Below are 15,014 nucleotides of genomic sequence, written 5' to 3'. Positions count from 1 at the left end.
ACCGATGAGCACAATTCTCGTAGGGTCCGCCCCCGACTCGTGGGGCGTCTGGTTTCCCGACGATCCACAGCAGACGCCCTACACCCGATTCCTCGACGAGGTGGCGGCATCCGGCTACGAATGGATCGAGTTGGGGCCCTACGGCTACCTGCCCACCGATCCCGAACGGCTTGCCGACGAGCTCGCGGCACGCAACCTCAAGCTGTCCGCCGGAACGGTGTTCGAGCATCTGCATCAGGACGATTCGTGGTCGGCAGTGTGGAAGCAGATCGAAGATGTCGCGAAACTGACTGCGGCCGTGGGCGGTAAGCATGTCGTCGTGATTCCCGAGATGTGGCGCGACCCCGCGACCGGCGCCGTGCTGGAGGACCGCAACCTCACACCAGAGCAGTGGAAGAAGAAGACCCAGGGCATGAACGACCTCGGTAAGGCGATGTTCGAGAAGTACGGTGTGCGTGCGCAATACCACCCGCACGCCGACAGCCACGTGGACACCGAGGAGAACGTCTACCGCTTCCTCGACGGCACCGACGGCGAGTTCGTCAACCTGTGCCTGGACACCGGACACATCAGCTACTGCGGTGGCGACAACATCGCGATCATCGAGCGGGCGCCGGAGCGGATCGGATATCTGCACCTCAAGCAGGTCGATCGGGAGGTGCGGGCCAAGGTCGAGGCCGAGGATCTGCCTTTCGGCGAGGCCGTCAAGCTCGGCGCGATGACCGAGCCGCCGCGCGGGATCCCGGACATGCCACCGCTGCTCGCCGCGGTCGAGAAGCTCGGCATCGACGTCTTCGCGATCGTCGAGCAGGACATGTATCCGTGCGACGTCGACGCTCCGCTGCCCATCGCCAAACGCACCCGCGCCTACCTCGGGTCGTGCGGCGTCCCGTCGGTGAAGTTCGGCCTGCCGACCGAACAGGAGAACCATGTCTGATCTACGTGTCGCCGTCCTCGGTGTCGGCATCATGGGCGCCGATCACGCGTCGCGGTTGACTTCCCGCATCTCGGGGGCCACGGTGACGGTCGTCAACGACTTCATCACGGAGAAAGCCGAACAGATCGCGGCGGGCATCCCGGGCTGCCGGGTGATCGGTGACCCGCTCGACGCGATCGCCGACGCCGATGTCGATGCCGTCGTGCTGGCCACCCCCGGACCGACCCACGACAAGCAATTGCTCGCGTGTCTCGAACACCGCAAGCCGGTGTTGTGCGAGAAGCCGTTGACCACCGACGTCGAGTCGTCCCTCGAGGTCGTGCGCCGGGAGGCCGAACTGGGTACCCGGCTCATCCAGGTCGGTTTCATGCGCCGCTTCGATCCCGAGTACATGCAGCTGAAATCCCTGCTCGACGCAGGGGAATTCGGCACGCCGCTCGTGCTGCACTGTGTACACCGCAACCCGGCCGTCCCACCGAGCTTCGACAGTTCGATGATCGTCAAGGATTCACTCGTCCACGAGGTCGACGTCACGCGTTTTCTGTTCGACGAGGAGATCACCTCGATCCAGATCCTGCGGCCGGCACCCAATCCCGGTGCACCCGTTGGCATTCAGGATCCGCAGATCGCGATCATGCAAACCGCGTCGGGTAAACACGTCGACGTGGAGCTGTTCGTCACCACCGGCGTCGGTTACGAGGTACGCACCGAGGTCGTCGGTGAGAACGGATCGGCCTTCATCGGCCTCGATGTCGGGTTGATCCGCAAGGGTGCGCCAGGTACCTGGGGCGGCCAGATCACCCCGGGCTTCCGTGAGCGCTTCGGCTTGGCCTACGACATCGAGTTCCAGCGCTGGGTCGATGCGGTCAGAGCCGGTGCTGCGACCGGCGACTACACCGACGGCCCGACGGCATGGGACGGCTATGCCGCGGCAGCGGTGTGCGCCGCCGGGGTCGAATCGCTCAACAGCGGTGACCGCGTCGAGGTGTCGATGGTGGACCGTGTCACCATCCCCGGCGCCTGACGCACGAGCGCGAGTGTGCGGGTCTGCCGCCGACCGTGTGGTTTCATACGCGACGCGCCGTCAGCCGCGTATGAAGTCGCACATTCGAGACCGATGCCCGCTCAGTCCTGTAGCCAACCGCGGTGTCCGATCACCGCGACGGCAGCCGTGGCTGCGGCCGCGGTGAACACCGGGATGCTGATGTGGATCTTCATCATCAGGGCGCCCGTGAGCGCGCCGGCGAAGATCGCCAGGATCGCCCAGAGCCGTCGATGTTTCAGCCAGGCCCACCCGGGCATGAAGAGCGTTTCGCTCGCGTACGCCGTAATCGTCGACGTGACAACCACTGTCGTCATGTCGGTGACCGCGAGTACCCGCGCGGTCGCCGCCTGCGCGCCCATCAACAGTGCAATGGTGCCCGCGCACACGATGCCACCGGGCCCGGCGCCCGCGATATCCCAGACTGCCATCGCCACCCCGACCGCGGTCAGTATTCCCGCGCTGCCGAGCAGGATCTTGGTGACGGCCGGCGGCCACACGCCGGAGTACTCGCGCAGGATGCGGCCCGCGAGTGCCGCTCCCGCGACGTATGCACCGAGCGCGAGCAGAGGTCCGACGACCGGAAGATCGTCTTCCGCCGCCACGCCCATACCGAGGATCACGATGTTGCCGGTCATGTTTCCGGTGAAGATGCGGTCGAGGCCGAGGTAGCCGACGGCATCGAGCGCACCGGTCACGAACGTCAACGTCATCATCAACCACAGTCGCAGATGACGCTGGCGGGAAACCGATTTCAGAACGATGACCGACTCCTTTCTCGATGACGCGCTCGGTTACCTCTGCACCTGCTCCCAGCGGTGCCGCGGATAGTTCGCGACGACGGCGGCTCCGTCAGAACGTGGGTCCGAGGCCGCGGTCATCGCGCCTTCGGCGCCGATGGAGATGAGGTTGGCCTGGCCCAGGCTCTCCGAATGCGGGGCCATCTCCATGTCCGGTAAACCGCTGCGGGTCAACGCTTCCCGCGCAGAGCCGGACAGATCAGCCTCCCAGCTCACGGTGTCACGCGTCGTTCCCTCATGCTGCAATCCGACGATCGCTCGCGGTGCCGCCACGGCCGACTCGACGTTCTCGCCTGCCAGCGCGCGCAGCAGCAGTTGCGCGAGGATCTGGGGCTGGCCCTGCCCGCCCATCGTCGCAAGCACGTGGCGCACTCTGCCCTCGTGTGTCGTCATGGCCGGCATCAGCGTGTGCACCGGACGTTTACGGGGTGCGAGCACGTTGGGGGACGCCGGATCCAGGGAGAAGCTCGTCCCGCGATTGTGGAACAGCACGCCGGTGTCGGGGTCGATCAGCCCGGAGCCGAAGGCGTGATACACGCTCTGGATCAACGAGACGGCATACCCGTCGCTGTCGGCCGCGGCGATGCCCACGGTGTCGCCGTACGGCACGAGCGCGCGATCACGTTCCGCCTCGACTTCGGCCTCAACCACGTCGGGCCCAACCGTCAGAAGCCGCTCGACATCTACGTCGACGCATCGAGGATCGGCCAGATCACTTGTGCGGAGCTGGTTTCCACGCTGGAAGATCTGCATGAGCGTACCCAGTCCGGCCCCGAGGGGGTCGGTCAGGCCGAGCTTGTCAATTGCGTGCAGCGCACGCAGGAGAATGAACCCGTGCGAGTTCGGCGGGCTCGTCAGCACGGTGAGCCCGCGGAAGCTCATCGCGATCGGATCGGTGATGTCGGGTTCGAAATCCGCGAAATCCGCACCGGTGAGGCACGATCCGTGCGCCCGCAGGTAGCTGACCATCCGTTCACCGAGAGCACCCGTATAGAAGCCATCCGGGCCGGACACGCTCAACTGCGCCAGTGTCTCGGCCAGGGCGGGTTGCCGGAAGGTCTCACCGGTGCGCAGCGGCTTACCTGCCGGCCGGAAGACGCGGTCGAAATCCGCGGTGCCGAACAGATCGACGTTCTCGGGGTGGTTGATGTGCGCGGTCAGCGACGGCGCGACGGCAACGCCGTGTTCGGCATAGTGCTGTGCGGGTGCGAGGGTGCGTTCCCAGGCGAGTTGGCTGCCCAGCTTGCGCAGCGCCTGCCAACCGCGCACCGCGCCGGGGACCGTCACGGCGTCGGCACCCCGTGCGGGTAGCCAGGTGCCGTGCTGGGCACGCATCGCCGCGGCATCGGCTGCCGCGCCGGACCACCCCGAGGCGTTGATGCAGCGCACCGCACCGTCGGGGGTACGCACCAGCGCGATGAGGTCTCCGCCCAGCGCAACGTTGTGCGGGTACACCACGGTGAGTACCGCGGCCGCGGTGATGGCGGCGTCGATCGCATTGCCGCCCTGCGCTATTGCCCGCATCCCGGCGTCGGTGGCCAGTGCGTGCGGCGTGGCCAGTGCACCGGTGAACGACATCGGATTCGTTGATGACGGCACGATGGACTTCTCCTTCATGGCTGGTCGCAAGGGACAGCCGGTGGGGTCCGGCAACCGCCGGACGTCATGAGGACCTCGGTTCGGCGCTACTGGCGCCCGCTGCTGGACTCGTCAGTGAAACGTGGAGAGAAATGCCCTCGTTCGGTCACTGCTGGGGTTGCTGAAAACGAGCTCAGGCGAGGCGTCCTCGATGATGCGGCCGTTGTCCATGACCACGATCCGGTCGGCCACGTCGCGCGCGAAGCGCATCTCGTGGGTCACCAGAACCATCGTCATGTGTTCTTTCGCCAATTCGCGCATCACGGCGAGCACTTCGCCGACCATCTCGACGTCCAGCGCACTCGTCGGCTCGTCGAACAGCATCACCTTCGGGCGCATCGCGAGTGCGCGGGCGATCGCGACGCGCTGCTGCTGGCCTCCGGACAACTGGCTCGGGCGCGCATCCGCCTTGTGCGCGAGACCGACGCGATCAAGCAACTCGATGGCGTCCTGCAGCGCCTTGTCCTTGGGGGTGCCGAGCACCCGCACGGGCGCATTCCAGACGTTCTCGGCCGCTGTCATGTGCGGAAAGAGGTTGAAATGCTGGAAGACGAAACCGATTTCGCGCCGGCGCCGGGCGAGCTCGGCCGTGCCGACCCGCTTCCGGTTGGTCAGGCCGCGGTGGCCGATCGGCACACCGGCGATGAGAATCTCGCCGCTGTCGAGTTCCTCCAAATGATTGAGCGACCGCAGCAGCGTGGTCTTTCCGGCTCCGGAGGGGCCGATCAGAACCACGACCTGGCCGCGCATCACGTCGAGCGACACGTTGTCGAGGACGCGCCGTCCCCCCAGGGTGCAGCATGCGTCGCGCACCTGCACGATGGGCTGTTCGACCGTCGAACTCATCTGAGTACTCATTCCCGCCTCACGCCTGTGGCTGTAATGTCGCTGCATTGCTGCCTTTTCGCCCGCCGAGCAATCGCTGTGTGATGCGCACCGGCTGGTCGATCCCCAGCTGGCGGGCCAACCGGTTCTCGATGGCGGCCTGGATGAACGTCCAGATCGTCGTCAATGCCAGGTAGTAGATCGCCGCCACCATGAAGATCTCGAAGGTGAAGAACGTCGCCGAGCTGATCGACTGTGTGACCAGGAACAGCTCGCTGACACCGATCACGCTCAACACCGACGTCGTCTTCATCAAGCCGTTGAACGTGTTCCCGAGCGGCGGGACCATGACCCGCAGCGATTGCGGGACGATGATCCACCGCATCACCTTGCTGGGGCGCATACCCAGCGAGGCTGCCGCCTCGAACTGCCCCTTGGGCACCGAATCCAGGCCCGCGCGAACGATTTCGGCGATGTAGGCACTTTCGTGGATCATCAACCCGACGATGGCGGCTTGGACGGCTGCCTTCACCGAGATACCGACGAAGCTGACGTCATGGAACTCGTAGAGGCCCACGGCGGCCAGGCCGGTGTAGATCACCACCAGCTGGACGAGCAACGGCGTGCCCCGGATGACCCAGATGTAAAAGCCGGCGAACCACCGCAACGCGGCGATATGAGACCGCCTCATGAGCGCGATGACGAGTCCCAACACCGTCGCCAAGACCATGGCGACCACTGAGATGACGATGGTGAGTACCAGGCCGTCCAGGAAGGGCTCACTCGGTGTGAGCAGGCTCTTCCAGAAGAAATCCCAATCGAAATTCACTGTGCTGCCTGCCGGTTACTTCTGGATGCTCAGGTCGGTCTGACCCCACTGCGCAAGGATCTCGTCATAGGCGCCGCTGTTCTGCAGTTCGGTCAGCGCCTGTTGGATCGCGTCGTGAAGGGCGGTGTTGCCCTTGAGCGTCGCGGCACCGATCTTGATCGTGCCGAACGGCTCGCCGGCCATCTGGATCTTGGCGCCGGTCTTGGTCTCGTAGTAGCCGAGGGTTTCCGCAGTGTCCAGGAAGGCATCCACCTGGCCGGTCTGAACCTGCTGCAGCGATACCGCCGCGTTGCTGTTCCGGCTGATGTCGACCGGCTCTTTGCCTGCCGCCGTGCACTTTTCGGACTGTTCCAGGGACAGCGCTTCGGCGGTGGTGCCGACGGCAACCATGACTTTCTTGCCGCAGAGGCTCTCGTTCATCCCGGTGATGTCGGTCGCCTGGTCTTCAGCGACGGCGATCCCGGTGCCCGAGTAGAGATACGGAACGAAGTCGACGACTTTTTCGCGCTCCGGTTTGATGTAGAGCTGCGCCATGATCACGTCGCATTGCTTGCCCTGCAGGGTCGGAATGACGGCGGCGAAGCCGGACTGGACGAACTCCGCCTTCAGCCCGAGTTGCCCGGCCAGCGCGTTCGCGAGGTCCACCTCGCTGCCCACCAGGTTCCCGGTCTCGTCGTGATACACCCCGGGCGGGGTTCCGTCATTGGGCGCGCACACCTTGAGCGTGCCGGCCTGCAGGATCGCCGGCGGCTGCACCTTCGGCGGGCCGGCCGACTCGGAAGGCGCGGCCGACTCCGACGACGAACAGCCCGCGAGCACGGCCAGGCAGGCAGCGGCAAGGGCGATGGTGATCTTCTTCATGGGTTCCTCCTGTGGGGCGGCCGGAACTGCGAACGGGGTGCCTATCGACCGATAGGCGTGAGGCTATCGAACGATAGGCGTCTTGTGTGCCGAATGGGTTAATTCATGTGTCGGCCGAGAAAAATCCGATCCGACAGGGGCCGCGCGGCGACTACGCCGTGAGCGCGGCCGTCAGCGCGCCATGCGGGACGGCGCCGTCATGTCGGCGAGCCGTCGTTTCGTGGTCTCCCGCACCACAGGTAAGACCCCCGGATCGACGAGCACCGCGCGCAGCAGGAAGTCGGCGGCGTCGAGCGGGCGGCCCCGGCGGATCGGACCGTCGGGCCCCCCTTGTTCCCTGATGGTTTCGAACAGCACGCCGTTGAGCGCACGTTGAAAGAAGGTCGGGTCGATTTCGACGAACTCCCCGCTGTGTTGCCCGCCGATGATCAGATTCTCGACGAGCCGGTGGAAAAGCTCGATGCCGTCGCGTTCGTCGTCGAATCCCTCCTGCGCCAGGACGGCGTCCTGGTACAGACCGCGGGAATCGAAGGGCTGCGAAAGCGCGTCCTGCACGTCGAGTGCCGCGGTCAGGTGCAGCTTTTCGGCCCACGTCGAATCCTCGCCGATGCGCTCCTGGAGCCGGTCGATCGACGGTCCGAGATCGAGCTCGATCAGTGTCCGGAAGATCGTCTGCTTGGCGTCGAAATGGTGGAACAGCGACGGCTGTCGAATGTGCACGGCCTCGGCGATATCGCGGGTCGAAGTGCCGAAGTACCCGCGTTGGGCGAACAGCGCGGAGGCGGCGAGGAGAATGCGGCCACGCGTCGACGACCAGTCAACCGGAGCCGGCCGCCAACCGTTTCCGTATTTCACGGAGCACCTCTCCCCCGGTAGCCACCGGCATCGGCGACGCGCGGCGCCGACACCGTCCTGAACGATGATTGTGGCACGGTGCGACGCCGGCGCGGCCGAGCGTGCCGTCGGTCGCCGTCACCGGCCTGCCCGGCCACACATCTGCGCCCAGACGCCGTCGATGCGGGCGCCGAGGTCGATGTCGGCGGCCACCTCGACAAGCGCGGCAGCCACGATGGACGCCGGCGCCCGGTCGAGTACGACCAGTCCGATCGCCGGGCGCGGGCCGTGCTGGACCATCGGCCGTGCGACGAAACCCGGTGGCACGCCCAGCTGCGGCAGCCATGCGGTCGACGCGATGGTCGCGCGCTGTGAATTTGCCACATGCGCGTAGAGCGCGTCGACCGAATCCGCCTCGACCGCAGGCCGGAAGTTGACGCCTTCGGCGGCCATGTTGGCGTCGAGTATGCGGCGGTTGCGCATCGTCGGCGTCAGTACGCACAGCTCCAGCGTCGCCGCATCCGACCACGCGACCTTCGACTCGCCCATCAGCGGATGATCCGCCGGAGCCACCAGAACGTATTGCTCCCGGTACATCTCGACCAGTTTCGTGCCGGGAGGCGCTTCGTCGTCGAGATACGTCAGGCCGCCGTCGATCTCGAAATCAGCCAGCCGCCTGGCGATTTCGCGTGACGACAATGCCTCGATACGTACCGAGGCGGCCGGGTTGCGCTGAAGGAATTCCGCGGTGACGAACGGACTGGCGGGCACGGCCGTCGGAATCGCACCCAGTCGGGCGGTGACCGTCAACCGCCCGCGCATGCGGTCGATGTCGGCCAGCATGTCGTCGCGTTCGGCGACGATCCGCTGCGCCCACGCCACGACCCGGCGTCCCTCCTCGGTGAAACCCTCGAAGCGGTGTCCCCGCTGCACGATGACGATGCCCAGCTCGCGCTCCAGCCGGCGGATGGCCACCGACAGCGTCGGCTGACTCACGTGACACCGTGCGGCCGCTCGCCCGAAATGCCGCTCGGTCGCCAGCGCGAGCAGGTAGTCGAGGTGCTGCAGCAGCACGTCGTTGGCCATCGGTCACCTGCACTCTCGGTCGCTCGATAGATAGCATCTATCACTGCATGTGAAATACCAATCCCCACCACCTGCCATTGAGTGCGGGCCCGCGTTCGGGACGGCTAAGTTTGGAATATGAGCCGCGGCACCGACTACCAAGCCGACTACGACGACCACGACGTCATCAGTACCGGCGCCAAGGACGAAGCGGCCGGCGTCAAGGCCGTGATGGTGTCCATGCAGCGGGCGATCGAGCAGATGGGGCCGTTGCGGACCGCGGCCGCGCTGACCCGGCTCAACCAACGCCACGGCTTCGACTGCCCGGGCTGCGCGTGGCCCGAGGAACACGGCGGCCGCAAACTCGCCGAGTTCTGCGAGAACGGCGCGAAAGCCGTGGCGGAAGAGGCCACCAAACGCGTCGTGACGCCGGAGTTCTTCGCGCGCCACACCATCGCCGAACTCGACGCCAAACCCGAGTACTGGCTGTCGCAGCAGGGCCGGCTGACCCATCCGATGGTGCTCGCGCCGGGAGACGACCACTACCGGCCGATCTCCTGGGATGCCGCCTACCGGATGATCGCCGACGAACTCAACGCGCTCGGCTCACCGGACGAAGCCCTCTTCTACACCTCCGGCCGCACGAGCAATGAAGCCGCGTTCCTCTACCAATTGCTGGTCCGCAGCTATGGCACCAACAACCTGCCGGACTGTTCCAACATGTGCCACGAATCCTCGGGCACCGCGCTGATCGAATCGATCGGTATCGGCAAGGGATCGGTGACGGTCGAGGACCTCACGCTGGCGGACGTGATCCTCATCGCCGGGCAGAATCCCGGAACCAACCATCCGCGCATGCTGTCCATCCTGGAGAAGGCGAAGGCCAACGGCGCCAAGATCATCGCCGTGAACCCGCTGCCCGAGGCCGGGCTGATCCGGTTCAAGGACCCGCAGAAGGTCAACGGCGTTGTCGGGCACGGTGTCCCGATCGCCGACGAGTTCGTGCAAATCCGCATCGGCGGCGACATGGCGTTGTTCGCCGGGCTCGGCCGGCTGCTCCTGGAAGCCGAGGACAATGCGCCCGGCACCGTCGTCGACCGCGAGTTCATCGCCGCGCACTGTGCCGGTTTCGACGAGTACGCCGCCCAGACCCGCGCGGTCGACCTGGACGTCGTCACCGACGCCACCGGAATCGACCGGGGCCAACTGCAACGGGTCGCCGACATGCTCATCGCATCGCAGCGCACGGTGGTGTGCTGGGCCATGGGGCTGACGCAGCAGACCCACGCGGTCGCCACGATCGGTGAGGCGACCAACCTGCTGTTGATGCGCGGCATGATCGGCAAGCCCGGTGCCGGTGTGTGTCCGGTGCGCGGCCATTCCAACGTCCAGGGCGACCGCACGATGGGCATCTGGGAGAAGATGCCGGAGGCGTTCCTGTCGGCGCTCGACAGTCGATTCGGCATCGTAAGCCCGCGCAAGCACGGCTACGACACCGTCGACGCGATCCGCGCCATGCGCGACGGCCGGGCGAAGGTGTTCATCGGCATGGGCGGCAATTTCGTCTCGGCCACCCCCGATACCGAGGTGACCGAGGCCGCGCTGCGCAGTTGCAGTCTCACCGTTCAGATTTCGACGAAGCTCAACCGCAGCCATCTCGTGCACGGCAGCACGGCGCTGATCCTGCCGACCCTGGGCCGCACCGACCGCGACATCATCGACGGACGTAAGCAGCAGGTGTCGGTCGAGGACTCGATGTCGATGGTGCATCTGTCCCGCGGCAGCCTGCATCCGCCCAGCGACCAGTTACGCAGCGAGGTCGCGATCGTCTGCCAACTCGCGCGCACCCTCCTCGGCCCCGATCACCCCGTGCCGTGGGAGACCTTCGCCGCCGACTACGACACCGTTCGCGATGCGATCGCCGCCGTCGTGCCTGGCTGCACGGACTACAACAAGCGGGTGCGCCGGCCCGACGGGTTCCAGTTGCCACACCCGCCGCGGGACTCTCGCGAATTCCCCACCACCACAGGTAAAGCCAACTTCGCGGTCAACCCACTGGAGTGGGTCGAGGTGCCCGAGGGCAGGCTGGTGCTGCAGACCTTGCGCAGCCATGATCAGTACAACACCACCATCTACGGTCTCGACGACCGTTATCGCGGTGTGAAGGGCGGCCGGCGCGTGGTGTTCGTCAACCCGTCCGACATCGAGCGGCTCGGATTACGGCCGGATGACCGGGTCGATTTGATCTCGGAGTTCGACGGCCAGGAGCGCCGGGCCAAGGACTTCCTCGTGGTCCCCTACTCCACCCCGGCGGGCAACGCCGCGGCCTACTACCCCGAGACCAATCCCCTCGTGCCGCTTGACCACACCGCGAAGAAATCGAACACCCCGGTGTCCAAGGCGGTCGTCATCAGGCTCGAACGGCGCGAGGGAGGCGCACGGTAGTGGGCCGCGTGACCGCGCGCCGCCGCGCACATCACGTCACGGCAGACCATGCCGTCGCCCGGCCGGAGACCCTCGTCGTCGAGGAGCCGCTGGAGATCCGGCTCAACGGCACGCCCATCACCGTCACCATGCGCACGCCCGGCTCCGATATCGAGTTGGCTCAAGGCTTTCTGCTCACCGAGGGCATCATCCGGCAGCGCGACGATCTGCTGACGGTGCGGTACTGCCGGGGCGCCACCGAGGAATCCGGGGTATCGCAGAACACCTACAACGTGCTCGACGTGACGCTGGCACCCAGCGTCCCCAAGCCTGATGTCGATGTCACCCGCAACTTCTACACGACCTCGTCCTGTGGTGTGTGCGGGAAAGCCTCGCTCGATGCGGTGCGGCTCATCAGCCGGCACTGCCCGGGCGACGACCCCTCGACCGTGGCGGCCGAGACGCTGTCGGCCATGCCCCACCAATTGCGCGATGCGCAAAAGGTTTTCGCCAGCACCGGCGGACTTCACGGCGCGGCACTGTTCACCGTCGACGGCACCATGCTCGTCGTCCGGGAAGACATCGGCAGGCACAATGCGGTGGACAAGGTGATCGGCTGGGCGCTCGAACAGAACCGGATTCCACTGACCGGCACCGTGCTGTTGGTCAGCGGCCGCGCATCGTTCGAGCTCACCCAGAAGGCGGTCATGGCCGGCATCCCGGTGCTCGCGGCCGTCTCGGCTCCGTCGTCGCTTGCCGTGGATCTGGCCAGCCAGTCCGGCCTCACGCTGGTCGCATTCCTGCGTGGCGAGTCGATGAACGTCTACACGCGTCCCGACCGTGTGAAGCATTGACGGAAAGGCCGTCCGAGGGCTGACGCGAAAACCGCCCTCTACCTGCAATCTCCACCCGTTCTCCACGAAACCTCCAAGCTCGCCCACCCGGTGATCGCCGACGATCGGATCAACGTCGGACCGCACAGATCACCGCAAAGGGGAGCCCACGATGGCGGACATTCTCATCGCCGCACTTTCACCACTCGGACATATCGGACCACTACTGACGGTGGCGCGCGGGTTGGTGGATCGGGGTGACCGGGTGACCGTGCTGACATCGGCCAAACACGCGCCCGCGATCCGGGCCGCCGGAGCCGCCTCATCGGCGCTGCCCGCCGAGGCCGACCTGGACGACACCCGACTCGACGCGGACAATCCCGGCAGGGCGCAGACATCGGGTATCAAACGCGTCAACTTCGACATCATCCACTTCTTCGTGGCCCCGATGGCACACCAAGCCGATGCGTTGACAAAACTGTTGGCGCGCAACCACTACGACGCGGTGATCGCCGACTACGGCTTCTTCGGCATCATGCCGTTCCTCCTCGGCGACCGGAAGAACACGCCGCCGATCCTGGCCTATACGACCACGCCGCTGATGGTGAGCAGCCGGGACACCGCGCCGAGCGGACTGGGACTTCCGCCGTCATCGACGCGGCTCGGACGGCTGCGCAATCGTGGCCTCAATCTCCTGACGCAGCGGGTGCTGTTGCGCCCGGCGCAGAACGCGGTGAAGGAGCAGCTTCACCGGATGAACTCCCGCGCATTGCCGACTTTCGTATTCGACGCCGCGGTGCTCGCCGACCGGTTGATCGTTCCCACCGTCCACGAATTCGACTACCCGCGTAGCGATCTGCCGGCCAACGTGCGCTACGTCGGCGCCGTGCATCCGGCGCCCAGCCATGCCTTCCAGCCGCCCACCTGGTGGGGACAGCTCGATGCCGGCCGGCCGGTCGTGCACGTTACGCAGGGCACCATCGACAATGCCGACCTCGGCCGGCTACTCGAACCGACGATCGAGGCACTCCGCGACGAAGACGTCACGGTGGTCGCCGCCACCGGCGGGCGTGACATCGACCTGCTGAAGGTCGCGGTCCCGTCGAATACCTTTGTCGCCGAGTACATTCCACATGACGTGTTGCTGCCGAAGGTCGACGTGATGGTGACCAACGGCGGCTACGGCGCGGTCCAGCGCGCATTGTCCACCGGCGTGCCGCTGGTGGTGGCAGGCAACACCGAAGACAAACCCGAGGTGGCCGCACGGGTGGCCTGGACGGGCGCGGGCATCAATCTGCGCACCGGCACCCCGTCCCCGGATGTCATCCGGCGCGCGGTCCGCGACGTGCTCACCGACGATCGCTATCGCAACCGGGCGCGCGGGCTCGAGGCGGCTTTCGCCCAGCGGGACGGTGTGGCCGAGATCGGCGTGCTTGTGGACGAGGTCATCGCCGAGCGGCAGCCCGTTGCGACATGAGTTGCGCCGATCCGTTCTGCCGCCCGTTCGAGCCCGCTGTCCGACCCGTCGACCGAAACCCAGGCGACGTGCCCGTCGGGCCGTACGAGCACCGCGGGCGGGATCGGCACGCGACCGAAGAGTGGCACGCGCCAACTCGCGCCGATGGGTATGGCCTCGACCGCGTCGCGGCCGAGCCCCGCACCGAAGTCGATGAGCACTGGCCGCGCGTCGTGCAGCAGCTCGTAGAGTCGGCGCAGCGTGCCGCCGACTCTGATGTCGCAGTCCGGGATTCGCCGCCCGACGAGCACGTGGTCGGCGTCGGACCCGTAGCTGACATCGAGGCCTGAGATCGCCGCGCCGACACGCTCGTTGACCGCGTCTATGTCGAGCAGCCCGCGGAACGTATCGCGCATCGCGGTCACATTGGCGCCGCCGGCCAGCAACGCCGTCTGCGCCCTGGTGTTCTCCAGGACCCGCTGCGCCACCGGGTGCCGCTCATCGTGGTAGGTGTCGAGGAGTTCGCGGCTCGCGTCACCCCGGATGACGGCCGCAAGCTTCCAGCCCAGATTCGTGGCGTCTTGGATACCGAGGTTCATGCCCTGCCCACCCAGCGGTGGATGGATGTGCGCGGCATCGCCGGCCAGGAACACCCGCCCGGCGCGGTAGTTCGTGGCTTGGCGGGACACGTCGGCGAACCGCGACAACCACACCGGTGAGTGGACGCCGAAGTCCTTGCCCGCCACGGTGTTCAGCGCCGTTCGTAGGTCGTCGAGACCAAGCTCGCCCTTCTGTTCGGAGGGCTCGTACTCGGTCACCATGACGCGCTGCCAGGTCTGCCCTGACAACTGCCCGAACGGCAGGAACGTGACCACGCCGGTGTCCGTGCGCTCCAGGAAGGTCCGCCCCGGCGGCGGGTCACCGACTTCGACATCACCGAGCAGCGTGACGAACTCGGCGTCGGTGCCCTCGAACGGAATTCCCGCGAGCCCGCGGACCGCGCTGCGGCTGCCGTCACATCCGACGACGTAATCGGCACGTCGTCGCTGCGGGCCGTCCGGCCCTGCGGTGGTGACGACGACACCGGTCGCGTCCTGCTCGAGTCCGGTCACCTCCACTCCCCACTGCACGGTCACGCCCAGTTCGGCGGCGAACCGCTCCAGCACACTCTCGGTCTCGGTCTGCATGATGGCCAGCGTGTAACCCCGCGGGGTCGGAAGCGCGGACATGTCGAGCCGTATCCCGGAGAAATGGCCGGCGTCCATCGGTGTGCCCTGCGCTTCGAACGCGTCCAGCATGCCGCGCTGGTCGAACACCTCCATGGTTCGCGCGTTCACGCCGGCGGCGCGGGACGTCCCGGCGCGTTCTCGGGCGCGGTCGACGAGTTCGACCGACACCCCGCCGCGGGCGAGCTCACCGGCCAGCATCAAACCCGTCGGCCCTGCTCCGACAACAACCACATCCGCCATC

At 66.5% G+C, this 15,014-nt stretch carries 13 protein-coding genes; 5 read left to right on the top strand and 8 right to left on the bottom strand.

Translation table 11 applies throughout. From position 1 onward, the window contains the following. Positions 1–4: 4 nt before the first annotated feature. Both ACOI2T_RS12090 and ACOI2T_RS12085 read left to right on the top strand, forming a co-directional pair. A complete protein-coding gene (locus ACOI2T_RS12090) occupies positions 5–937 on the top strand; it encodes a sugar phosphate isomerase/epimerase family protein (protein WP_409501390.1) in 933 nt (310 codons plus the stop codon). Beyond that, entirely contained in the window at positions 930–1,961 is a 1,032-nt protein-coding gene (locus tag ACOI2T_RS12085) for a Gfo/Idh/MocA family protein (protein ID WP_409501389.1), read from the top strand. The genes ACOI2T_RS12090 and ACOI2T_RS12085 overlap by 8 nt, the downstream gene beginning before the upstream one ends. A gap of 101 nt (positions 1,962–2,062) precedes the next feature. On the opposite strand, the gene ACOI2T_RS12080 is transcribed toward ACOI2T_RS12085, so the two are convergent. From ACOI2T_RS12080 to ACOI2T_RS12050, 7 genes are all read right to left on the bottom strand, one after another. Then, entirely contained in the window at positions 2,063–2,695 is a 633-nt protein-coding gene (locus tag ACOI2T_RS12080) for a YoaK family protein (RefSeq protein WP_421876619.1), read from the bottom strand. Between the two features lie 78 nt (positions 2,696–2,773). Next, positions 2,774–4,378, bottom strand: a complete 1,605-nt coding sequence (locus ACOI2T_RS12075; protein WP_409501387.1) for a gamma-glutamyltransferase family protein — start codon at positions 4,376–4,378, stop codon at positions 2,774–2,776. A gap of 111 nt (positions 4,379–4,489) precedes the next feature. Then, positions 4,490–5,263, bottom strand: a complete 774-nt coding sequence (locus ACOI2T_RS12070) for an amino acid ABC transporter ATP-binding protein (RefSeq protein ID WP_409501386.1) — start codon at positions 5,261–5,263, stop codon at positions 4,490–4,492. 19 nt (positions 5,264–5,282) lie between these two features. Continuing rightward, positions 5,283–6,071: an amino acid ABC transporter permease gene (locus tag ACOI2T_RS12065; protein ID WP_085148478.1), complete on the bottom strand. Its 789-nt coding sequence runs from the start codon at positions 6,069–6,071 to the stop codon at positions 5,283–5,285. 15 nt (positions 6,072–6,086) lie between these two features. Next, positions 6,087–6,932: an ABC transporter substrate-binding protein gene (locus tag ACOI2T_RS12060; RefSeq protein WP_409501385.1), complete on the bottom strand. Its 846-nt coding sequence runs from the start codon at positions 6,930–6,932 to the stop codon at positions 6,087–6,089. A gap of 171 nt (positions 6,933–7,103) precedes the next feature. Continuing rightward, on the bottom strand, positions 7,104–7,787 hold the full coding sequence (locus ACOI2T_RS12055; protein ID WP_409501384.1) for a TetR/AcrR family transcriptional regulator: 684 nt from the start codon (positions 7,785–7,787) through the stop codon (positions 7,104–7,106). A gap of 117 nt (positions 7,788–7,904) precedes the next feature. Beyond that, complete coding sequence (locus tag ACOI2T_RS12050; protein WP_409501383.1) at positions 7,905–8,852, bottom strand: LysR family transcriptional regulator; 948 nt, start codon at positions 8,850–8,852, stop codon at positions 7,905–7,907. A 117-nt stretch (positions 8,853–8,969) separates the two neighbouring features. Between ACOI2T_RS12050 and ACOI2T_RS12045 the strand changes: the two genes are divergently transcribed. The 3 genes from ACOI2T_RS12045 to ACOI2T_RS12035 all read left to right on the top strand — a co-directional run bounded on the left by ACOI2T_RS12045 (position 8,970) and on the right by ACOI2T_RS12035 (position 13,565). After that, on the top strand, positions 8,970–11,276 hold the full coding sequence (locus ACOI2T_RS12045; protein WP_409501382.1) for an FdhF/YdeP family oxidoreductase: 2,307 nt from the start codon (positions 8,970–8,972) through the stop codon (positions 11,274–11,276). Then, the gene (gene fdhD, locus ACOI2T_RS12040) at positions 11,276–12,109 is read left to right on the top strand and encodes a formate dehydrogenase accessory sulfurtransferase FdhD (RefSeq protein ID WP_409501381.1); all 834 of its coding nucleotides are present in this window, start codon (positions 11,276–11,278) and stop codon (positions 12,107–12,109) included. Before ACOI2T_RS12045 ends, fdhD begins: the two co-directional genes overlap by 1 nt. A 151-nt stretch (positions 12,110–12,260) precedes the next feature. After that, entirely contained in the window at positions 12,261–13,565 is a 1,305-nt protein-coding gene (locus ACOI2T_RS12035) for a nucleotide disphospho-sugar-binding domain-containing protein (RefSeq protein WP_409501380.1), read from the top strand. On the opposite strand, the gene ACOI2T_RS12030 is transcribed toward ACOI2T_RS12035, so the two are convergent. Beyond that, a complete protein-coding gene (locus ACOI2T_RS12030; protein WP_409501379.1) occupies positions 13,451–15,013 on the bottom strand; it encodes an FAD-dependent monooxygenase in 1,563 nt (520 codons plus the stop codon). The two genes, ACOI2T_RS12035 and ACOI2T_RS12030, sit on opposite strands and share 115 nt — an antisense overlap. Position 15,014 lies beyond the last annotated feature (1 nt).

The sequence above is a fragment of the Mycolicibacterium wolinskyi str. Jessa 2025 genome (genome assembly GCF_049241375.1).
In the GTDB taxonomy this organism is placed as follows: Bacteria; Actinomycetota; Actinomycetes; order Mycobacteriales; family Mycobacteriaceae; genus Mycobacterium; species Mycobacterium wolinskyi.
Note: the sequence above shows the minus strand (reverse complement) of the source record. Positions and strands in the feature narration are given on the sequence as shown.

Excerpts from the sequence above, each read along its gene's own strand:
- ACOI2T_RS12060 (WP_409501385.1), bottom strand. The coding sequence starts at position 6,932 with ATGAAGAAGATCACCATCGCCCTTGCCGCTGCCTGCCTGGCCGTGCTC.
- ACOI2T_RS12090 (WP_409501390.1), top strand. The coding sequence starts at position 5 with ATGAGCACAATTCTCGTAGGGTCCGCCCCCGACTCGTGGGGCGTCTGG.
- ACOI2T_RS12070 (WP_409501386.1), bottom strand. The coding sequence starts at position 5,263 with ATGAGTTCGACGGTCGAACAGCCCATCGTGCAGGTGCGCGACGCATGC.
- ACOI2T_RS12085 (WP_409501389.1), top strand. The coding sequence starts at position 930 with ATGTCTGATCTACGTGTCGCCGTCCTCGGTGTCGGCATCATGGGCGCC.
- ACOI2T_RS12030 (WP_409501379.1), bottom strand. The coding sequence starts at position 15,013 with ATGGCGGATGTGGTTGTTGTCGGAGCAGGGCCGACGGGTTTGATGCTG.
- ACOI2T_RS12080 (WP_421876619.1), bottom strand. The coding sequence starts at position 2,695 with ATGATGACGTTGACGTTCGTGACCGGTGCGCTCGATGCCGTCGGCTAC.
- ACOI2T_RS12035 (WP_409501380.1), top strand. The coding sequence starts at position 12,261 with ATGGCGGACATTCTCATCGCCGCACTTTCACCACTCGGACATATCGGA.
- ACOI2T_RS12050 (WP_409501383.1), bottom strand. The coding sequence starts at position 8,852 with ATGGCCAACGACGTGCTGCTGCAGCACCTCGACTACCTGCTCGCGCTG.
- ACOI2T_RS12045 (WP_409501382.1), top strand. The coding sequence starts at position 8,970 with ATGAGCCGCGGCACCGACTACCAAGCCGACTACGACGACCACGACGTC.